Source organism: Exiguobacterium sp. HVEsp1 (assembly GCF_002009685.1).
GTDB lineage: Bacteria > Bacillota > Bacilli > Exiguobacteriales > Exiguobacteriaceae > Exiguobacterium > Exiguobacterium profundum.
This window is the reverse complement of the sequence record NZ_KV917367.1, coordinates 2,071,118-2,091,007: the sequence shown is the minus strand read 5'-3', so window position 1 is coordinate 2,091,007 and position 19,890 is coordinate 2,071,118. Positions and strand designations below refer to the sequence as shown.

Sequence of the window (19,890 nt, the reverse complement as noted above, 5' to 3'; positions counted from 1 at the left end):
CTTCAATAAATAGCTTCTACCCTAAGGAGGAAATTAACATGGCAGTAAAAGTTGGTATTAACGGATTTGGACGTATCGGTCGTTTAGCATTCCGCGAGATCATCAAAAACGAAGGAATCGAAGTTGTTGCAATCAACGACTTGACAGACACGAAGATGCTTGCGCACCTTCTCAAGTATGACACGACTCAAGGTCGTTTCGACGGAGAAGTTGAAGTACACGACGATCACTTCCTCGTAAACGGAGAGAAAGTGATCACGCTTGCTAACCGTAACCCTGAAGAACTTCCATGGGGAGACCTCGGTGTAGACATCGTTCTCGAATGTACTGGATTCTTCACTTCAAAAGAAAAAGCTGAGCTTCACTTGAAAGCTGGCGCGAAGAAAGTTGTGATCTCGGCTCCTGCTACAGGTGACATGAAGACTGTTGTTTACAACACAAACCACGACATCCTCGATGGTACTGAAACAGTTATCTCAGGTGCTTCTTGTACAACAAACTGCTTGGCGCCAATGGCTAAAGTACTTCAAGACCAGTTCGGAATCGTTGAAGGTCTCATGACGACAATCCACGCTTACACTGGCGACCAAAACACGCTTGACGCTCCACACCCGAAAGGTGACTTCCGTCGTGCGCGTGCAGCTGCAGCGAACATCGTTCCTAACACAACAGGTGCTGCGAAAGCAATCGGTCTCGTAATCCCTGAACTTCAAGGAAAACTTGACGGTGCTGCACAACGTGTACCAGTTGCTACAGGTTCACTCACTGAGCTCGTAACTGTACTCGACAAGCAAGTATCTGTTGACGAAGTAAACGCAGCAATGAAAGCAGCAGCGAACGAGTCGTTCGGTTACACAGAAGACGAAATCGTTTCTTCTGACATCGTTGGAATCACATACGGTTCACTCTTCGACGCGACTCAAACGAAAGTAATGACAGTTGGCGACAAGCAACTCGTTAAAACAGTTTCTTGGTACGACAACGAAATGTCTTACACTGCACAATTGGTTCGCACAGTTAAGCACTTCGCTAACATCGCGAAGTAATTTCGTGAACTAAATAGAATCAAATAGGAGCGGAAACAAGAGATTGTTCTCCGCTCTATTTATGAAATGACACGCACGACATATGGAGGCGAAAGTTATGAACAAACAGTCTATTCGTGACATCGATGTAAAAGGGAAACGCGTCTTTTGCCGCGTTGACTTCAACGTTCCACTCAAAGATGGCGTCATCCAAGACGAAACTCGGATCCAAGCCGCACTTCCAACGATCAAGCACTTGCTTGACGGTGGTGCGAAACTCGTCCTTGCGAGCCACCTCGGCCGTCCAAAAGGCGAGAAGAACCCTGAGTTCTCACTTGCTCCAGTAGCGAAGCGTCTCGCTGAACTCATCGGAAAAGATGTACCGCTCGTCGAAGAAGCATACGGTCCGGTCGCAGAAGAAGCGGTCGCTAACCTCTCTGAAGGCGATGTCGTCGTTTTAGAGAACGTTCGTTTCTACCCAGGTGAAACGAAAAACGACCCTGAACTTGCAAAAGGATTTGCAGCACTTGCTGACGTATACGTCAACGACGCGTTCGGCGCGGCTCACCGTGCACACGCTTCAACTGAAGGGATTGCACACCACGTGGACACAGCCGTTGCTGGTCTCTTGATGGAAAAAGAACTTGAAGTTCTCGGTAAAGCTCTTTCAAACCCAGACCGTCCGTTCACGGCAATTATCGGCGGGTCGAAAGTAGCGGATAAGATTGGGGTCATCGACCACCTTCTTGACATCGTTGACACACTCATCATCGGTGGCGGACTCTCGTACACGTTCTCGAAAGCACTCGGACACGAAGTCGGAACGTCACTCCTTGAAGAGGATAAGCTTGACCTCGCTCGTCAATTCATGAAGAAAGCAGAAGACAAAGGCGTGAAATTCTTGATGCCTGTCGACTGCGTCATCACGAAAGAATTTGGCGAAGAAACGTATGTCGGCCCAGTCGATATCGACTCGATCCCAGCGGATCACATGGGTCTCGATATCGGACCGAAGACAGTCGAACTTTACGCGGACGCGATTCGCGAATCGAAACTTGTCGTATGGAACGGACCGATGGGCGTATTCGAACTCGATAAATACGCAAACGGAACGAAAGGTGTCGCTCAAGCGCTTGCGGACAGCGATGCATACTCAATCATCGGTGGTGGCGACTCAGCAGCTGCGGCAGCCAAGTTTGGTCTTGCTGACAAGATGAGTCACATCTCAACTGGTGGCGGCGCGTCACTCGAATTCATGGAAGGCAAAAAACTTCCAGGTGTCGAGGCGTTGAACGACAAGTAATTTAGAGGAGGGTTATCGATGCGTAAACCGATTATTGCAGGTAACTGGAAAATGAACAAAACACTCTCGGAAGCTGTTGCTTTCGTTGAGGAAGTGAAAAACAACATCCCATCTACTGACAAAGTAGATGCAGCGATTGGTGCTCCAGCACTTTTCCTCGCACCGATGGTAGAAGCAGCTAAAGGGTCAAACTTGAAGCTCGGTGCACAAAACATGTACGACAAAGATAGCGGTGCTTACACTGGCGAAATCAGCCCAGTGATGGTCGCTGACCTCGGCGTGACTTACGTCATCCTCGGTCACTCAGAACGTCGCGAGTACTTCGGTGAGTCGGATGCGTTCATCAACAGCAAAACGAAAAAAGCGTTCGAACACGGTCTTACGCCAATCGTTTGTGTCGGTGAAACACTCGAGGAGCGCGAAGGCGACAAGTTCGAAGAAGTCATCAAAACACAAGTTGAAGGCGGTCTAGCTGACCTTTCTGCTGACCAAGTCAAACAACTCGTCATCGCGTATGAGCCAGTTTGGGCAATCGGTACAGGGAAATCAGCGGACGAAGCAGACGCACAAAGCTCTTGTAAATATGTTCGCGACGTGGTGAAAGGTCTTTACGGTGAAGACGTAGCGGCTGCAGTACGCATCCAGTACGGTGGATCTGTAAAACCAGAGAACATCAAAGAGTATATGGCACAGGAAGATATCGACGGCGCACTCGTCGGCGGTGCTTCACTTGAAGCCGCTTCGTTCCTCAAATTGTTGGAGGCGATTTAAATGGCTAGACCAGTCGCACTCATCATTTTAGATGGTTTCGGGATGCGTGACGAATCGTTCGGAAACGCAGTCATGGCTGCGAACAAACCGAACTTCGATCGCTACTGGGAGCAGTATCCACATACGCTCTTAAACGCAAAAGGCGAGTACGTCGGTCTTCCGGAAGGACAGATGGGGAACTCGGAAGTCGGTCACTTGAACATCGGTGCCGGCCGAGTCGTCTATCAGTCACTCTCACGCGTGAACAACGCAATCAAAGACCGTTCGTTATTCGACCGTCAGGCGATGAACCATTTGGCAGGTCATGTGAAGAAACATGATTCGAGCCTCCATATCATGGGTCTCGTATCAGATGGCGGGATTCACTCGCACATCAATCACATGTTTGCCATCGTTGAGTTCGCAAAACTCCACGGCATCGAAAAAGTGTACATTCACGCGTTCACGGACGGCCGTGACTGTGATCCGAAATCAGGAGCTGGTTTCCTCAAAGAAACAGAAGAAAAGCTTGCTGAACTCGGTGTCGGTCAAGTCGCTAGCGTGTCTGGTCGCTACTATGCCATGGACCGCGACAACCGTTGGGAACGCGTCGAGAAAGTATACGACGTCCTCGTAAACGGTAAAGGCGAAGTTGGCACGGACCCAGTCGAAGTTCTCAAGAAGTCTTACGAGAACGATTTGACGGATGAGTTTGTGTTACCAACTGTCATCGAAAAAGATGGAAAGCCGGTCGCGACAATCCAGGACAATGATGCCATCATGTTCTTCAACTTCCGTCCGGACCGGGCGATCCAACTCGCAAAAGTGTTCAAAGAGAAAGTCGGCTTCAAAGGCTTCGAACTCTCAAGCAAACATCCAGAGAACATCTTGCTCGTCTCGATGACGAAGTTCTCGGATGAGGTCGACACGGATATCGTCTTCCCACCGGAAGATTTGAAAAACACACTCGGGGAAACGCTCTCTGCACAAGGGTACAAACAACTCCGTGCTGCAGAAACAGAGAAATACCCACACGTCACGTTCTTCTTGAACGGACAAAAAGAACAACCATTTGAAGGTGAGGATCGTCTCCTTGTCCCTTCACCGAAAGTCGCGACGTACGACTTGCAACCAGAAATGAGCGCATATGAGCTCACAGACGGTTTGCTCGAGCGTATCGAGTCAGATGAGTATGATGCATACATCATCAACTTCGCAAACCCGGATATGGTTGGTCACTCAGGGAAGCTTGAGCCGACGAAGAAAGCGATCGAAGCGGTCGACGAATGCCTCGGTAAAGTAGTGGACGCATTACTTGCTAAAGGTGGCGCGGCCATCATCACAGCGGACCACGGGAACGCGGACATCGTCACGAACCCGGATGGCTCACCGATGACGGCGCACACGACGGAACCTGTTCCATGTATCGTCACAAAAGAGGGAGTCGAACTGAAACCAGTTCTCGACGGCGCACTTTGCGACCTCGCCCCAACGCTTCTTCACCTTCTCGGTGGAGAGCAACCAGCTGAAATGACTGGTTCGTCAATCGTTACAAAATAATACAACTATTTTTCAAACGAAAAGGAGCGATTTTTCATGTCAATGATTACAGAAATTTACGCACGCGAGATTTTAGATTCACGCGGTAACCCATCAGTAGAAGTAGAAGTCTTCACAGAAGACGGCGGTTTCGGCCGTGCCCTCGTCCCATCAGGCGCATCAACAGGTGAGCACGAAGCAGTTGAGCTTCGCGATGGCGACAAGTCACGTTACCTCGGTAAAGGTGTCTTGAAAGCAGTTGCGAACGTGAACGACACGATTGCACCAGAACTCATCGGCTACGATGTATTCGACCAAAACGCAATCGATGCGAAAATGATCGAACTCGACGGTACACCAAACAAAGCAAAACTTGGTGCAAACGCAATCCTCGGTGTATCGATGGCAGCAGCTCACGCAGCAGCAGATGAGCTCGGTCTCCCACTTTACACATACCTTGGTGGATTCAACGCGAAGACACTTCCAACACCAATGATGAACATCATCAACGGTGGTTCGCACGCGGACAACAACGTGGACTTCCAAGAGTTCATGATCATGCCTGTTGGCGCGCCTACATTCCGTGAAGCGCTCCGCATGGGTGCTGAAGTATTCCACGCCCTCAAATCAGTTCTTTCTGGTATGGGTCTTAACACAGCTGTCGGTGACGAAGGTGGTTTCGCACCAAACTTGAAGTCTAACGAAGAAGCGATCACAGTTATCCTTGAAGCGATCGAAAAAGCTGGTTACAAACCAGGTGAAGACGTCTACCTCGCAATGGACGTTGCCTCTTCTGAGTTCTACGACAAATCAACTGGTAAATACGAACTCGCTGGCGAAGGCAAGTCACTCACAACTGCTGAGCTTGTAGACTTCTACGCTGAGCTCGTTGACAAGTACCCAATCCTCTCAATCGAAGATGGTTGTGACGAAAACGACTGGGATGGCCACAAGCTTCTCACAGACAAAATCGGACACAAAGTTCAACTCGTTGGGGATGACCTCTTCGTAACGAACACATCTAAACTTGCTGAAGGTATCGAAAAAGGAATCGCAAACTCGATCCTCATCAAAGTTAACCAAATCGGTACGCTCACAGAAACATTCGACGCGATCGAAATGGCTAAAAAAGCTGGTTACACAGCAGTCGTCTCTCACCGTTCTGGTGAAACAGAAGACGCGACAATCGCAGACATCGCTGTTGCGACAAACGCTGGACAAATCAAAACTGGTTCACTTTCACGTACAGACCGTATCGCGAAATACAACCAACTTCTCCGCATCGAAGACATGCTCGGCGATGTAGCGAAATACGACGGTATCAAGTCGTTCTACAACCTTAAAAAATAATTGATTGATTGTTTCAGGCTCGCCAATCGGCGGGCCTGTTTTTTTGTGTGGAATAACCGTTTAATCGACGGTGGGAAAACTGATCGGTCGTCAACCCGTCTTGCGGCACCGATGCTTTCTGCAGGCAATCCACGGAGCCTCCTCGCGCTTATGCGCTTGCGGGGTCTCCGCGAGATTGCTTTCCTGCAAGAGTCACGGTGCCGCTTCGACGGGCGTGAACGCTCGGTGTCGAACCTCCTCGTGCTGTATACTGAACGTGACTGATAAAGGGTAGGGGGAGATTGGATGGATCAATCGAATGAACAAGAAAAAAGGTTGAGCGGTGGGAACGTGTCAACTGTCTATAAAAAGGGAATTACGTCTATCGCACTCAAAAGGAAGGCAGCGAGCGTATTCATCGATGGTTACGTCACTTGGAGGCAAAGCAACTTTCCGGAGTGCCGCATTTTATTGGAATCGATGATCGAGGAAGAGAAGTGTTAACTTACTTGGAAGGAGAAACCGCAGACTATCCTTTGAAGTCTTACATGTGGTCCGATGAGGCAATTCAAGACGCGGTTCGGCTGATGCGTCAGCTACATGACGCGACAGCGGATTTCGAGTGGGGATCGGAGTGGCCTCCACTCGACAATACACCACAACCGTTCGAGGTCATCTGTCATAACGACTTCGCTGTCTACAATACAATTTTCCATGAAAGAAAGGTAGCGGGAGTCATCGATTTTGACTTGGCTGCACCGGGACCGCGGGCTTGGGATATCGTCTACGCGCTTTATACGTTCGTTCCGCTCAGTCGTCGTCATCAAGCCGAAACGGGAGAAGTCATCTATTATGATGCCGATCGAGATGATGCGATCTATAACAAGCGTGTATCTTTGTTTCTCGAAGCCTACGGTTGGGATCAAGCGGAGGTTGACTTGTTCGACATGTTGCAACGACGCATCGAAGCGCTCTGTCTGTTGATGAAACGAAAAGCTGCGGAAGGAGACGTCGCCTTCCAAAAGATGATTGACGAAGGACATTACGATCATTACCAAGAGGAACTTCGGTTTATTCGAACGCATGGACAGAAGTGGTTCTGAAACAATCTGAAGCGGGAATATAGAAAATGAAGCATGAATGGGGAGGCGATTTTCGTGATGATGCTCGGATTTCTTTTCTTGGTATTGCTCATTGGATTCGGCATATGGTACTATCTCAAATCGCACCGGAATGACGATTGGTCATGACAACATTGTCATGACCTCTCTTTTGTGTCTGTTTGCACAAAATTTGGGTATACTCTCTACATAACGAGTAAAGGAGCCCATGCTTATGACACGAGTACGTAAAGCCATCATCCCAGCCGCTGGTCTCGGCACCCGCTTCCTTCCCGCCACGAAAGCCATGCCAAAAGAAATGTTGCCGATCGTCAACAAGCCGACCATCCAGTTCATAGTCGAGGAAGCCGTCGCTTCAGGCATCGAGGACATCATCATCGTCACGGGGAAGAACAAACGGGCGATTGAAGACCATTTTGACCGTGCGCTCGAACTGGAACAGAACCTCGAATCGAAAGGGAAGACGCGCTTGCTCGAATCGGTCCGACATTCCTCGAATTTGGCGAACATTCACTACATACGCCAACAGGAGCCAAAAGGTCTCGGTCATGCGATTTGGTGCGCCCGGAAGTTTATCGGAGACGAGCCATTCGCCGTCTTGCTCGGGGACGATATCATCGAATCCGATGTGCCGGCGACGAAGCAGTTGATCGACCAATATGAGGCCCACGATCGTTCGATCATCGGGGTGCAGCGTGTCCCGTATGAAATGACGAACCGATATGGTATAATTGACCCGCTTGCCGTCGAAGGGAAGCTCATCCCGGTGCGGACGTTCGTGGAGAAACCGCCCATCGATGAGGCCCCGTCGAACTTCGCCATCCTCGGTCGCTATATCTTGAAACCGGACGTCTTTGAGGCGTTGGCGGGACAAGAGGCGGGAGCCGGGGGCGAGATTCAATTGACGGATGCGATCGCACGCTTGAATGAGGCGCAGACGGTCTTCGCCTACGAATTTGACGGTCGACGTTACGACGTCGGAGAGCCGATCGGGTTCGTCGAGACGACGATTTGCCACGCGCTCAGCGATCCTGATTTAAAAGATGACGTCCATGCCCTATTGAAACGGCTCGTGGACGAACTTGATCAACAGTAAGGTGTGTTATTTTTGAAAACAATGCTTATGGTGTGTCAAAACTATTATCCGGAGATCGGCAGTGCCGGCAACCGGATGCAAAACATTACGCATTTGATGAAACAGCGCGGGTATGAAGTCGAGGTCATCACGGCCGCTCCTTCGTACCCGAGCTTTGATATGTACCAGGACGACCGCTTCTGGAACGACCAAGAGTTGAACGACCAACCGTTCATCAAGCGACTCATCACGAAGAAACGGAAGCATACGTCCAACATGGTCAGTCGTCTCTTCCTGTTCCTCGAACAGATGGTCAAAGGAATCCGGGAAGTCTGCAAGCTCGAATTGAAGCCAGACGTCGTCTTTGCGACGACCCCTTCTTTTTTTATGGCGTTTGTCGGTGCTTATGCGAAACGAAAGTATCGTGTCCCGTTCATCTTGGACGTCCGTGACCTTTGGCCAGAATCGGTGAAAGGGGTCGGCGTCTTCAAGTACGATTGGGTGCTCACGCCGGCTTTTTGGATGGAGAAACGACTGTATCGTGTCGCCGATGAAGTCATCATCAACTCGGAAGGGTTCCGCAGCTATCTTCGTCAGCGCGGTGTGCCGAACGAGAAGATTCACTACATGCCGAACTCGATCCGGGAAGCGGAGCGAACGCTCGAGCGGACGATCCCACCGGACGACCGGATGGAGATCTTATACGCCGGGAACATGGGTCTTGCCCAAGATGTGTCGTTGTTACTCGAACTCGCCGAACGATTCCGGGATGAGCCACGGGTCCACTTCAAATTGATCGGCTACGGCTATCGGAAAGAAGAGTTGAAACAGACGATCAAAGACCGTGGCTTCCAAAACTTCTTGTTCCTCGAGGCGATGCCACGGACAGAGGCGTTTCAGGCGATTAAAAATGCAGACGTCGCATTCGTCAGCCTGATCGAGCAAGAAGTGTTCGATACGGTCATCCCTGGGAAACTCATCGACTATATGGCGGTCGGCAAACCGATTGTCGCAGCAGTGTCAGGCCATGCGGCGAATGTCATTGAAGCGGCGGAAGTCGGCTACGTGTCACGGAAACGTGACATCGATGAAATCGAGCGGATCCTACGGAAGCTCCTCGACCGACCGGATTTACGGGAGGCACTCGGGGCGAACGGGATTCGTTACGTCAAAGAGAATTTATGTTGGGAAGAGAATATCGACGTGTTAGATCAAGTCGTACAACAGTTAGTGATGGAGGAAACACGATGAAGTCAGTATGTATGTTTGTATGGAACCATTTTACGAATGATGCACGCGTCCTTCGTGAGTGCTCGGCACTCGCCGAGGCAGGCTATGAAGTCGATTTGATCGCGCTTCAAGATCCGAAAAATAAAGAGCTTCCAAAAGAAGAGATGCGTCCGGAAGGCTTCCGCGTCATCCGCGTGAAGCGTCAACCTTCGATTCTCGTCAACGCGCTCAAGTTCGCGAAGAAGACGTATCAATGGGTGAGCGAGAAGCGGACCCGCCAAATTGGAGCTGGACTCGTCGGTGCCGGGTTGTTCCTACTCGCGCCGATCACGATGCTCGCACTTGGTGCGGCCGTCGGAACGGTCTTGTTGCCGCAAGTGCGTAAGCAAATCGTCAACGCGAGTGCGATGCTCGAGATGGTGTTCGCTTCGACGAAAAAATCGTATGACTTTTACCATGCGAACGATTTGAACACGCTCCCGCAGGCACTCCTTGCCGGGAAAGTGTTCAACAAAGGTCGAATCGTCTACGACTCGCACGAGGTACAGACGGACCGTACGGGTTACGGCTATATTCAAAGTAACCTCGAAGGCTGGCTCTTGCCGTTCGTCGATACGATGATGGTCGAGAACCATACGCGTGCGGCGCACAACGAAGAGTTGTACGGATTCTATCCGTACGTGCTCCATAACTATCCGTTCTACCGTCCGCTCGACTTCTCGCTTCGTAAGGACTTGCATGCGCTTCTCGACTTACCGAAAGACGAGAAGATCCTCTTGTATCAAGGGGGCATTCAAGCCGGACGCGGTCTCGAACAGCTCGTGCTCGCGGCGAAAGACTTCAAAGAAGGCACGCTCGTCATGATCGGGGACGGGAAGCTTAAACCGACGATTCAACAGTTGATCGAGACGGAAGGGGTCGGCGACCGCGTCAAGATGATTGACAAAGTACCGGTCGAAGCGTTACCTTACTATACGATGAACGCCTATTTAGGCTTCCAAGTATTGAACAACGTCTGCTTCAACCACTACTCGGCCTCGTCGAATAAATTGTTCGAGTATTTGATGGCTGAAGTACCGGTCGTCTCATGTGACTTCCCTGAAATCGAACGGGTCGTTGCGGGGAACGATGTCGGGGTGCTCGTCGATTCGCATGATCCACAATCGATTGCGGACGGCGTCAACCGGATGATTGAAGACCAAGCACTCTATGCGCGTGTCAAAGAGAACACGAAGACCGCGCGTGAGAAATATAACTGGGATTTGGAAAAAGAGGCACTCTTAAACGTCTACGCGAACGCCGCGGAGCGCAAGTTGCCGATTATGAAAGACGGTGCGCCAAAGCCAGTACAATCTTAAGACTGCGGCTTTTGCCGCGGTCTTTTTTCTATGGAGGGAGGACATTTATGAAACGTCAACAACAACATCTGTTGCGCCAACAAGTATGGCGCAAGCTACAAACCATCTCGGTGAAGGACATCGCCTGGATTATCGCAGGCTCTTTCATTCTCTCGTTCGGGGTCAACTACTTTACCGTACCGAACGACTTCTCGGAAGGTGGCCTGCTCGGGGTCACGATCATCCTGTACTACGTCTTCGGCTGGGACCTCGGGCTCACGTCGATCATCGGGAACGGGATTCTCTTTATCGTCGGCTATAAGCTGCTCGACCGTCGGACAATGGTCTATTCGGTCATCGCCGTCATCGCGACGTCATTCTTCCTCAGTCTGACACACGACTGGGGCAGCCCTGCCGAGGACAAACTGCTTGCGGCCGTCTATGCCGGGATCATGATCGGGGTCGGGATCGGCATGGTGCTCCGTGTCGGCGGGACGACCGGCGGGGGCGTCATCATCGCCCGTCTCATGGAGCGCTATCTCCACTTGAGTGTCGCCGTCTCGATGTTCATCATCGATGCGATCGTCGTCGCGACATCTGGCTTCTTCTTAGGGGAACAAGTCGTCCTCTATACGCTCATCGCGATCATCATCGGTTCATGGGTCATCGACCTCGTCGCGGAAGGTCTCAACATCCGTAAAGCCGTCACGATCATCAGCGACAAGCAAGAAGAGCTCGCCGTCGTCTTAACGGAGACGCTCGGACGCTCGGCGACGATTATCCATGGACACGGTTACTATACGAAGCAGGATAAGAACATGTTGTATATGATCGTCGACAAACGTCAGATCGCACCACTCAAAAAAATCGTCCAAGTAACGGACGACCGTGCCTTCGTCGTCATCCACCAGGTGAAGGAAGTCATTGGGGAAGGATTCAGCTACCCGTCCCGATAATTTGAATGCTGGTGTTTTATTGATAACTTCTATATAATAAAAGGCGTGTAAATAGAAGGAGGAACTGACTACTATGCAAACGATCGCTACAATCAGCCTACTTGTCGTGGCTGTCTTATTGATTGTCGTCGTACTGCTCATGTCAGGTCGGTCGCAAGGTCTTGGAGCGATTGCAGGTGGCGCGGAGCAGTTGTTCGGACGCCAGAAAGCACGCGGCTTCGATGCTGTTTTGAACCGAACTGCAGCTGTACTAGGCACTTTGTTTTTCATTTTAGGATTACTAGTCGCATCATTATGATGATAAGGCTGATCGTTCTCGATTTTCACGTGAGGCGGTCAGCTTTTGTTTTTTCGATTTATTTTTTGGGAATAATGTAGATACAAGGAGATGACAGATAAAATGAAAGTGACAGCACCAAAACCGTTCTTCTTCGAGGGCGGAAAACGTGCCGTGTTGATGTTACATGGCTTCACTGGATCGAGCGCGGATGTCCGCATGCTCGGTCGCTTCCTTCAAAAAGAAGGATACACATGTATGGGACCGATCTATCGTGGTCATGCCGTCCCACCGGAAGAATTACTCCAATATGGACCGAAAGACTGGTGGGAAGACGTCTTGGACGCTTACCAGACGCTCGTCGACAAAGGTCATGAGGAGATTGTCGTCTGCGGACTCTCGTTAGGTGGCGTGATGTCGCTCCGTCTCGCCGAGGAGAAAGACGTCAAGGCGGTCATCCCAATGTGCGCACCGACGGGAATCGATGCCGAGGACCGCTTGTATAAAGGAGTCCAGGCATATGCCCGAGAATATAAGGGTAGAGAAGAAAAGTCGCCGGAACAGATTGAGCAGGAGATGGCAGAGTTCAAACCGATGCCAACATTGAAAGACCTCCGTGCCTTCGTCCGCGACACGGCGTCGAAGCTCGAGGACATCTTCGTCCCGACACTCGTCGTCCAAGGCGCCAAAGACAACATGATCGACCCGGAATCGGCGAATCAAATTTACGAGGCGGTCAACACGTTCCAAAAAGAGTTGCTCATCTATGAGAACTCGGGACACGTGATCACACTCGACAAAGAAAAAGAGAAACTGCACCAGGACGTGCTCGATTTTCTCGAAACGTTAGACTGGTCAGTCTAAGAAGGAGGTGTCACGTTGAATTTACGTGACCAATTATTAGAGATTCTACAGGCGAGCGAGAAACCGCTCTCTGTCGATCAACTGACCGAGCGATTACAGCTCGCGTCGACGGATGACTTTAAAGAGCTCATCCGCACATTGAATGCCCTCGAGGAAGAGGGCGCCATCGGCCGGACGCGGACGAACCGTTACGGGACGCTCGCCACGCTCGGACAAGTCGCGGGGATCATCTCGATTCATCAGCGCGGCTTCGGCTTCTTGTCGGTCGAAGGGGAAGCGGAAGATGTGTTCTTGCCGCCCGACCAACTGAAGGACGTCTACCATGGCGATACGATCCTCGTCAAAAAACGCGAGGACAACCGTGGCAAGACGGAAGGGATTTTATTGAAAGTACTGAAGCGCGGACTCTCCGAATTCGTCGGAACGTATACGCTCCCGAGCGGTCGACTCGACCAGTTCGCCTTCATCGAGCCGGATGACAAACGCATCAACTTCTGGCCGGTCGTCAATCCGGACAAGTCACTCGGTGCCGTCGACGGACATAAAGTCGTCGTGCGCATCACGAAGTATCCGGACGGACGCTTCGCCGGTGCCTGTGACGTCGTCCGTATCATCGGGCATAAGAACGACCCAGGCGTCGACATCTTGTCGATTGTCTATAAGCACGGCATCCCGACGGAGTTCCCGGAGGACGTGATCGCTCAGGCGAACGCGGTACCGGACGAGGCGGACGAGAAAGACTTCATCGGACGCGTCGACCTTCGTGACGAGACGATCTTCACGATTGACGGCGAAGATGCGAAAGACTTGGACGATGCCGTCCACGTCAAAAAACTCGATAACGGCAACTACGAGCTCGGTGTCCATATCGCTGACGTCTCGCATTACGTGAAAGAGGGCTCACCACTAGACGTCGAGGCGTTCGAACGTGGGACGAGTGTGTATCTCGTCGACCGTGTCATTCCGATGCTGCCGCATCGACTCTCGAACGGGATCTGTTCCCTCAACCCGCACGTCAACCGCTTGACGCTCAGCTGCGTCATGGAGATCTCCCCACAAAACGGGAAGGTCGTTCGCCATGATCTGTTCCCGAGTGTCATCAAGACGACGGAGCGGATGACGTATACGAACGTCCGTGAGATCATCGAACGTGATGACGAAGAGACATTGAAAAAGTACGAACCGTTCATCGGTGAGTTCGACCTCATGGCCGAGCTCGCGGAAGTGCTTCGGAAACGTCGTAACTCGCGCGGTGCCATCAACTTCGATTTCGCTGAGGCGAAGGTTGTCGTCAACGAGGAAGGGAAGCCGGCAGATATCGTGCTTCGTCCACGTTCGGTCGCCGAGAAGTTGATCGAGGAGTTCATGCTCGCGGCCAACGAAACGGTTGCGGAACACTTCCACAAGATGGACGTGCCGTTCATCTATCGTGTCCACGACAATCCGAAACCGGACAAGCTCGACTTCTTCTTCGACTTTGTCGCAAACTTTGGCGTGCATATTGAACGCATCAAAGGGCAGACGGTCGAACCGAAGACGCTTCAAAAGATTTTGAAGGCGATTGACGGAGAACCGGAAGAGCCGGTCATCAGCACGATCATGCTTCGTTCGATGCAACAGGCGAAATATGATGACATCTCGCTCGGTCACTTCGGACTTGCGACAGACTTCTATACGCACTTCACGTCACCGATCCGTCGTTATCCGGACTTGATCGTCCACCGTCTCATGCGCACGTACGTCTTCAACAACGATTTGTCGGAGAAGACGATTGCGAAGTACGAGGACCGTCTCGGGGCGATTGCCGAACAGGCATCGAAACGGGAACGTCGCTCGGTCGACGCAGAGCGCGAGACACAGGCGCTCAAGAAAGCTGAATACATGGAAGCCCATCTTGGTGAAGAGTTCGATGGTGTCGTCGCCGGCGTCACGAACTTCGGGATGTTCATCGAACTTCCGAATACGATTGAAGGGCTTGTCCGTCTCCAGTCGATGGATGATTACTACCACTTTGACGAATCACAGCTCATGTTGCTCGGCGAGCGGACGAAACGTCAGTTCCGGATTGGGGACGCCGTTCGTGTCAAAGTCGATGCCGTCAACTTAGACGAGCGGACGATCGACTTCACGGTCGTTGGTATGCCGAAACGGGAACAGTCAAGCCGTCGCCAACCGACGACGATCAAAGCGAAAGGCGGTCGTCCGAAGAAGGACGAGAAAGACCGTCGTGGCGGTCGCGGTCGGGACGACAAGAAGAAGCGCGGCAAACCAGGAAGACCTGGGAAGCCGGGTAAACCAGGTGAGAAATCGAAACGAGACGGGGAGAAGTCTTCCCAAGGCCGTTCGGCACTCGACCTGAAGAAGAAAGACAAGCACAAACGAAAAGGCGACGCCAAACGAGGTGCGAAGAAACGTCGCTGACGGGGAAGGGTTCGTCCCTTCCTCCGTATCTTGTAGATAAAGGACTGAATGTGTATGGCCAAGAAGAAAGATTCGAACGCACTCGCCCAAAACCGCAAGGCGTCCTTCGATTACGCGATCGAAGATACGATTGAGGCGGGCATGGTGCTCACAGGGACGGAGATCAAATCGGTCCGTCAATCGAAGATCAACATCGCGGATGCGTACGTCCGGTTCGACGGGGGCGAGGCGACGCTTCACAACTGTCATATCAGCCCGTTCGAACAGGGGAACCGCTTCAACCATGACCCACTCCGCGTCCGAAAGCTATTGTTGCATAAGAAGCAGATCAATCAGCTCATCGGGGCGTCAGGGCGTGATGGCTACACGATTATCCCGCTCAAGGTGTATATCAAGAACGGGTTCGCCAAGTGCCTGCTCGGCGTCGGAAAAGGGAAGAAGAAGTACGACAAACGTGAGGACTTGAAGAAGAAAGACGCGAAGCGTGACGTCGACCGTGCGATGCGCGATCGGCAAAAATACTGACAACGGATCCTAATTGTGGTATATTAAACAGAGTACCAATTACCACCTCGGGGACGTTATGGATTCGACGGGGGTAGGTCGGTCGTATGTGGCGTGTCGAGGGGTCGGCCTCGTTAAAACGCAAACGCCTATAACTGGCAAAACTAACACACAACTCGCAGCAGCCTAAGTGCCCTGCGGATCCTGACATCCATCGCTTGTGTGGATGACTTTCAGGGTCTCAAACTAAGCAAGCTACGCTTCAACCTCGCCGTCTGAGGGCGCGAAGAAGAGATGAAACAGACTGGATGCGACAACGCCTGTTTATCGGCAGTGTCACATCGAGATTCAATAGATAAACTACACACGTAGAAGCATACGTTACGATGCCTTCGGACGCGGGTTCGACTCCCGCCGTCTCCATTTTGAAGCAGTCTGTAACGACTGCGATCAATGATTTTCATGAAGACCTTCTAATTTCATTGAGATTAGAGGGTCTTTGCTTTTGATTGAAGCCATGAAGAAAGGAAGGTGAAACACATGGGAAAATATCAATTAGATAAGAGAAGCAAAGTAGCTGCGGCGAAGTACCAAGACGGCAAAAAGCCGACTGTCTCGAACAAGAAAGAACGATTGAACCAGCTTCGTGAAGCATATTTGCAGAAACAACAAGAGAAGAAGTGATCTGGTGAAGGATTATTGAGTACCTGCTCATTAATCCTTTTCTTTTGGGGAGCGGACACCGGTTATTAGGTTTTTGATGGGAATCAAGGGATTGATCATCTTTTTGTTGAATAGAAACTATGAGTTGTTTTTTGAAAATCGTCAAGTAATTATACATACCAAAGGAGGAGTTCACATGTCTAAAAAATCGACGGAATTGATTGTGAATGGCGTCAAAAAATATGGTCCGACAGTAGGCAAACTTGCATTAAAACATAACAAAGAAATCATGGGGGCTTTAGGATCAATCAATTTAAAGAAACGACCGAAGAACCCTGATGACTCGGAGCAAAGCCCTAAAAAAGTCAAGAACAAGCATCCGCGAAAGCAACGGTATCAGTACTATTTAACCGAAGTGACACCTACGCTAGACACTCGAAATCGAGATGAGTTGTTCCAATATAGATTAGAAGTGGAGCAATGCATTCAACAAATCAAAATGGAACAAGCACAAGACATCGTCATCAAAAAACAAATTCATGAGGGGCGAATCAAAGAGTGGGAATCCATTCTCTCTCTCATCGTGAGTCAAATGACCATCAAGGACTATATGGAATTTTTAAGACTCTTTAACAATCCAGAGTATCAAAGTGATTATTTCGCGGGCTTTGAAGGGGATGTGGAGAAGTTCAAAAAATTGAATACGGTCGAACAGTATGATGCGCTCGTTCAGTATGTTCATGAAAAGACAATGATTGATATCGAACAAATCAAAAGAGAGTTTTCTGCTCCTGTTTGATGTGTGAGATCCACTTCTTTTCTGCATTCGTTATAATCAATAGTGTAATGGATGGAGGTGGAGTCGTTGGGATGGGATTTAAGTGTCGCTGAGGCGAAAGATGTGTATTTAACCGAATCAGACCTATGGCGCTTTACACAACAATTTCTGATGAACGCTTCTCATACGACGACGTACAAACACGTATTGATGAAGGTGTTACTGGAATGTACGACAGAATTGAATGAATCAGGTGTCGTGTCATTTCATCAGATTGCCAAACATGTGACGAAAATCTATTGGAATCTCATCGTCAAGCATGGGCTGACACAGATGAATCAACTAGGGAAGCAGAGCGCTGTTGAAAACGTGATGGTCTCCTTTCAGAAAGAACACAACATTCCGTCAGATTGGAACTTTGACCGTTTACCAGAGCATCAACAAAATCAATTGATTCGGAACGTGAATCAGTTTTATAAAAAATACGTATACGGTTCTTTCTATCGCTCTTTTAACGAAACGATTTACTCTTTCAATCGAAAAGAAGAATGGATTCAACTCGTTCCAGCGTATGTCGTTTTCTTTGAAAAATATAAGCGTGTTCTCATGAACGTGACAAACTATCAGTTAGCCATCTTTTTAGAAAAATACAATTCCCAAGATGCGATGGAACGAATCTTGAGCAAGCTGGAGTTTGTGTCTGCCCGTCAGTCGCTTGAGGAGTTTAAACAAATTTTATTAAGTCACGGGCACTCAATGTGCTTCTATTGCCTAAAGCCTGTAAAACAAATTCACGTGGATCATTTCATTCCTTGGTCTTATATGCAAAATGATGTCTTATGGAATTTTGTGCTGTCATGCCCGACATGTAATACGAGTAAAAATAATCGATTAGCGAATATCGATTATCTCTACAATTTGGTAGAACGAAATCATGAACTGCGTACGGCAGAATACATGTCTACATACAAAGAATCGAAACTCATTCATTTGTATCACTATGCCGTTCAAAATGGATTTGAAAACAATTGGGCTCCGAAGACATGAAAAGAGTCGAACCTAATTAAACAGGTTCGACTTTTGTTTTAGTATTCACTATAGTTGAACAGCATAGACATCAGCACATCACTTTTAACTTTCACTTGAATATTTGTATGTTAGTTTCTAATACTCAGTTCTTTAGTTCTTAAAATTGTTATGATACTCATCGAGCTAATCCCGACCCCAAGCAATGCTATAATCGCTGTAAACATACCGTTTGGAATCATAAAACCAATAGGCAGCATTCCTAAAAAAGATATAGCGATTACTCCCTGGTATGCAATGTTTAGATATGAAATAATTGGATTTGAAAAGAACGACATGATGAGTGGTGGAATAAATAATACGACAACAATTCCTAGCGACATAAATAATGTCATTTGTATCTCCGGTGTCATTTCACCCAATCGATTGATTTGTAAAGTAATAATAAATAGAGCTAACCCCATCATCAATAGTACCCATAAGATTTTTTTGATCATTTAAAGTCCCCTTCGATTTTTAATTTTAACATTTAAACCCATTATATCCAAAATTAATCTTTATAAGTGCACAAATGCTTCATTACCATAATCCATGGAGAAAAAGAAATAAGTAATGCGTAGGTGAATAAACAGTGTCAAATAATTTAGAAACTTTAATTGTGTCAGGCCGGTTTAAAGAAGTAAAAGACATCTATCAAACTACTGATTTTGAAACATTTAAAAATGATTTATTAACTTTGGCGTATGATAATGAAAATCTGTCGAATTACTCCGTACTCGTCTATCTGTTATTGGACACAGAGGACGATAAATTACATGACTTAGCTTTTCAAGTCCTATCACAGCCCCTTTGCCACATTGAAGGGGCTTATACCTCTTCCTTATACCATGCTCAAAGAGCCGTGGATTTGACTGATGCTGCAGATGTGAAGCGCTTAGAGAACCTGTTATTTCTGAACATCGTCCCAGAAAAGATTGTAAGTGATGAACAAGCAAAGTCCATCGCGGAAAAAATTCTTGTTCTAGATCCAACAAATGAAGTTGCTAAAGACACTCTATATTAAACCTAGAAAATCATTCGTTCGCGTAGACCAATGGTTTTCTTTAGTTCGTGTCACTGAATAAGGGAATAACCAACTAGTCTCATCTAATCCACTTAAGCCATCAATTGTATGAAAGACAATCTGCACACCATTTTCATCTCTACATTTCTCGACTGAATAAATCAAAAGGATATCTTCCTAATTTTGAATAAGTATGCAGAATCTAACCTTAAACCTGGGGGGCGAATGAATGAAAAGGATTTGTGATTGTGAAAATTTGAAAAGAATTACGATAGAGTCGGATGTGGGGGCGGACCCGACATGGTGTGCGACCTGTCGATACAATATAGAATTGAATGAGTTTACGATTTCTGACCAATTGAAGCGTGATTTCTATGAATGGGTTAGTCGATTCGGAGAATGGATTGACTGGGACACGGATACACTTGCTAAAGGATGGGAAATCAAGGTGGAGCAACATAATCGTGAAGGAGACTTACTTTCGGAGCGTTTGCAAGTAGCGCTTGGTGAAGCATATGAAATTGAATTCACGCCTATAACATACGATAATTTTACAAAATCCTGAACTTCACTAGAAACGGTGATTCCAAAAATTGTATGTTACACTAAGGGAAAACGTTTAGGGGTAA

Annotated in this window: 21 protein-coding genes and 1 other RNA gene; 21 read left to right on the top strand and 1 reads right to left on the bottom strand. The window is 48.9% G+C overall.

Annotation, left to right across the window (positions count from 1 at the left end; translation table 11 throughout):
• Positions 1-38: 38 nt before the first annotated feature.
• The 19 genes from gap (at position 39) to BV910_RS10640 (ending at position 18,219) form a co-directional block, all read left to right on the top strand.
• On the top strand, positions 39-1,046 hold the full coding sequence (gene gap / locus BV910_RS10725; RefSeq protein ID WP_012726912.1) for a type I glyceraldehyde-3-phosphate dehydrogenase: 1,008 nt from the start codon (positions 39-41) through the stop codon (positions 1,044-1,046).
• Positions 1,047-1,143: 97 nt separating this feature from the next.
• The gene (locus BV910_RS10720) at positions 1,144-2,328 is read left to right on the top strand and encodes a phosphoglycerate kinase (protein WP_078147303.1); all 1,185 of its coding nucleotides are present in this window, start codon (positions 1,144-1,146) and stop codon (positions 2,326-2,328) included.
• A gap of 18 nt (positions 2,329-2,346) precedes the next feature.
• Positions 2,347-3,099, top strand: a complete 753-nt coding sequence (tpiA, locus tag BV910_RS10715; protein WP_078147302.1) for a triose-phosphate isomerase — start codon at positions 2,347-2,349, stop codon at positions 3,097-3,099.
• On the top strand, positions 3,100-4,638 hold the full coding sequence (gene gpmI / locus BV910_RS10710) for a 2,3-bisphosphoglycerate-independent phosphoglycerate mutase (protein WP_012726909.1): 1,539 nt from the start codon (positions 3,100-3,102) through the stop codon (positions 4,636-4,638).
• A gap of 36 nt (positions 4,639-4,674) precedes the next feature.
• Positions 4,675-5,967 (top strand): phosphopyruvate hydratase, encoded by a 1,293-nt coding sequence (gene eno, locus BV910_RS10705; protein ID WP_012726908.1) that lies wholly within the window; start codon positions 4,675-4,677, stop codon positions 5,965-5,967.
• Positions 5,968-6,252: 285 nt separating this feature from the next.
• Complete coding sequence (locus BV910_RS15060; protein ID WP_353047360.1) at positions 6,253-6,450, top strand: hypothetical protein; 198 nt, start codon at positions 6,253-6,255, stop codon at positions 6,448-6,450.
• Positions 6,444-7,049: a phosphotransferase gene (locus BV910_RS10700; RefSeq protein ID WP_371328155.1), complete on the top strand. Its 606-nt coding sequence runs from the start codon at positions 6,444-6,446 to the stop codon at positions 7,047-7,049. The genes BV910_RS15060 and BV910_RS10700 overlap by 7 nt, the downstream gene beginning before the upstream one ends.
• A gap of 232 nt (positions 7,050-7,281) precedes the next feature.
• Complete coding sequence (gene galU / locus BV910_RS10695) at positions 7,282-8,163, top strand: UTP--glucose-1-phosphate uridylyltransferase GalU (protein ID WP_078147301.1); 882 nt, start codon at positions 7,282-7,284, stop codon at positions 8,161-8,163.
• A 21-nt stretch (positions 8,164-8,184) separates the two neighbouring features.
• Positions 8,185-9,393 (top strand): glycosyltransferase family 4 protein, encoded by a 1,209-nt coding sequence (locus tag BV910_RS10690; RefSeq protein WP_240499882.1) that lies wholly within the window; start codon positions 8,185-8,187, stop codon positions 9,391-9,393.
• Positions 9,390-10,730 carry a glycosyltransferase gene (locus BV910_RS10685; protein WP_078147299.1) on the top strand — a complete coding sequence of 447 codons (1,341 nt, stop codon included), beginning with the start codon at positions 9,390-9,392 and terminating at the stop codon, positions 10,728-10,730. Before BV910_RS10690 ends, BV910_RS10685 begins: the two co-directional genes overlap by 4 nt.
• Positions 10,731-10,777: 47 nt before the next feature.
• Positions 10,778-11,665, top strand: a complete 888-nt coding sequence (locus BV910_RS10680; RefSeq protein ID WP_012726903.1) for a YitT family protein — start codon at positions 10,778-10,780, stop codon at positions 11,663-11,665.
• Between the two features lie 73 nt (positions 11,666-11,738).
• A complete protein-coding gene (secG, locus tag BV910_RS10675) occupies positions 11,739-11,963 on the top strand; it encodes a preprotein translocase subunit SecG (protein WP_012726902.1) in 225 nt (74 codons plus the stop codon).
• Positions 11,964-12,065: 102 nt separating this feature from the next.
• A complete protein-coding gene (locus BV910_RS10670; protein WP_031422876.1) occupies positions 12,066-12,806 on the top strand; it encodes an alpha/beta hydrolase in 741 nt (246 codons plus the stop codon).
• A 15-nt stretch (positions 12,807-12,821) separates the two neighbouring features.
• Positions 12,822-15,227 carry a ribonuclease R gene (gene rnr / locus BV910_RS10665; protein WP_078147298.1) on the top strand — a complete coding sequence of 802 codons (2,406 nt, stop codon included), beginning with the start codon at positions 12,822-12,824 and terminating at the stop codon, positions 15,225-15,227.
• A gap of 54 nt (positions 15,228-15,281) precedes the next feature.
• Positions 15,282-15,752 (top strand): SsrA-binding protein SmpB, encoded by a 471-nt coding sequence (smpB, locus tag BV910_RS10660; RefSeq protein WP_012726899.1) that lies wholly within the window; start codon positions 15,282-15,284, stop codon positions 15,750-15,752.
• A 49-nt stretch (positions 15,753-15,801) separates the two neighbouring features.
• Positions 15,802-16,157, top strand: a transfer-messenger RNA (tmRNA) gene (gene ssrA, locus BV910_RS10655).
• A 114-nt stretch (positions 16,158-16,271) separates the two neighbouring features.
• Positions 16,272-16,415 carry a hypothetical protein gene (locus BV910_RS10650; RefSeq protein ID WP_047795092.1) on the top strand — a complete coding sequence of 48 codons (144 nt, stop codon included), beginning with the start codon at positions 16,272-16,274 and terminating at the stop codon, positions 16,413-16,415.
• Between the two features lie 175 nt (positions 16,416-16,590).
• Positions 16,591-17,193: a hypothetical protein gene (locus BV910_RS10645; RefSeq protein WP_078147297.1), complete on the top strand. Its 603-nt coding sequence runs from the start codon at positions 16,591-16,593 to the stop codon at positions 17,191-17,193.
• A gap of 66 nt (positions 17,194-17,259) precedes the next feature.
• A complete protein-coding gene (locus BV910_RS10640; RefSeq protein ID WP_168169852.1) occupies positions 17,260-18,219 on the top strand; it encodes an HNH endonuclease signature motif containing protein in 960 nt (319 codons plus the stop codon).
• A 110-nt stretch (positions 18,220-18,329) separates the two neighbouring features.
• Here the strand turns inward: BV910_RS10640 and BV910_RS10635 are convergent, their stop codons facing one another.
• Positions 18,330-18,695 (bottom strand): hypothetical protein, encoded by a 366-nt coding sequence (locus BV910_RS10635; RefSeq protein ID WP_078147295.1) that lies wholly within the window; start codon positions 18,693-18,695, stop codon positions 18,330-18,332.
• Positions 18,696-18,829: 134 nt separating this feature from the next.
• On the opposite strand from BV910_RS10635, the gene BV910_RS10630 reads away from it, so the two are divergent.
• On the top strand, positions 18,830-19,261 hold the full coding sequence (locus BV910_RS10630) for a hypothetical protein (protein ID WP_078147294.1): 432 nt from the start codon (positions 18,830-18,832) through the stop codon (positions 19,259-19,261).
• A 229-nt stretch (positions 19,262-19,490) separates the two neighbouring features.
• Positions 19,491-19,826 (top strand): hypothetical protein, encoded by a 336-nt coding sequence (locus tag BV910_RS10625; RefSeq protein ID WP_078147293.1) that lies wholly within the window; start codon positions 19,491-19,493, stop codon positions 19,824-19,826.
• Positions 19,827-19,890 lie beyond the last annotated feature (64 nt).

Bases quoted from the DNA above. Each gene is read 5' to 3' on its own strand.
- gap (WP_012726912.1), top strand. From the start codon at position 39: ATGGCAGTAAAAGTTGGTATTAACGGATTTGGACGTATCGGTCGTTTA.
- BV910_RS10720 (WP_078147303.1), top strand. From the start codon at position 1,144: ATGAACAAACAGTCTATTCGTGACATCGATGTAAAAGGGAAACGCGTC.
- tpiA (WP_078147302.1), top strand. From the start codon at position 2,347: ATGCGTAAACCGATTATTGCAGGTAACTGGAAAATGAACAAAACACTC.
- gpmI (WP_012726909.1), top strand. From the start codon at position 3,100: ATGGCTAGACCAGTCGCACTCATCATTTTAGATGGTTTCGGGATGCGT.
- eno (WP_012726908.1), top strand. From the start codon at position 4,675: ATGTCAATGATTACAGAAATTTACGCACGCGAGATTTTAGATTCACGC.
- BV910_RS15060 (WP_353047360.1), top strand. From the start codon at position 6,253: ATGGATCAATCGAATGAACAAGAAAAAAGGTTGAGCGGTGGGAACGTG.
- galU (WP_078147301.1), top strand. From the start codon at position 7,282: ATGACACGAGTACGTAAAGCCATCATCCCAGCCGCTGGTCTCGGCACC.
- BV910_RS10690 (WP_240499882.1), top strand. From the start codon at position 8,185: ATGCTTATGGTGTGTCAAAACTATTATCCGGAGATCGGCAGTGCCGGC.
- BV910_RS10685 (WP_078147299.1), top strand. From the start codon at position 9,390: ATGAAGTCAGTATGTATGTTTGTATGGAACCATTTTACGAATGATGCA.
- BV910_RS10680 (WP_012726903.1), top strand. From the start codon at position 10,778: ATGAAACGTCAACAACAACATCTGTTGCGCCAACAAGTATGGCGCAAG.
- secG (WP_012726902.1), top strand. From the start codon at position 11,739: ATGCAAACGATCGCTACAATCAGCCTACTTGTCGTGGCTGTCTTATTG.
- BV910_RS10670 (WP_031422876.1), top strand. From the start codon at position 12,066: ATGAAAGTGACAGCACCAAAACCGTTCTTCTTCGAGGGCGGAAAACGT.
- smpB (WP_012726899.1), top strand. From the start codon at position 15,282: ATGGCCAAGAAGAAAGATTCGAACGCACTCGCCCAAAACCGCAAGGCG.
- BV910_RS10650 (WP_047795092.1), top strand. From the start codon at position 16,272: ATGGGAAAATATCAATTAGATAAGAGAAGCAAAGTAGCTGCGGCGAAG.
- BV910_RS10645 (WP_078147297.1), top strand. From the start codon at position 16,591: ATGTCTAAAAAATCGACGGAATTGATTGTGAATGGCGTCAAAAAATAT.
- BV910_RS10635 (WP_078147295.1), bottom strand. From the start codon at position 18,695: ATGATCAAAAAAATCTTATGGGTACTATTGATGATGGGGTTAGCTCTA.
- BV910_RS10625 (WP_078147293.1), top strand. From the start codon at position 19,491: ATGAAAAGGATTTGTGATTGTGAAAATTTGAAAAGAATTACGATAGAG.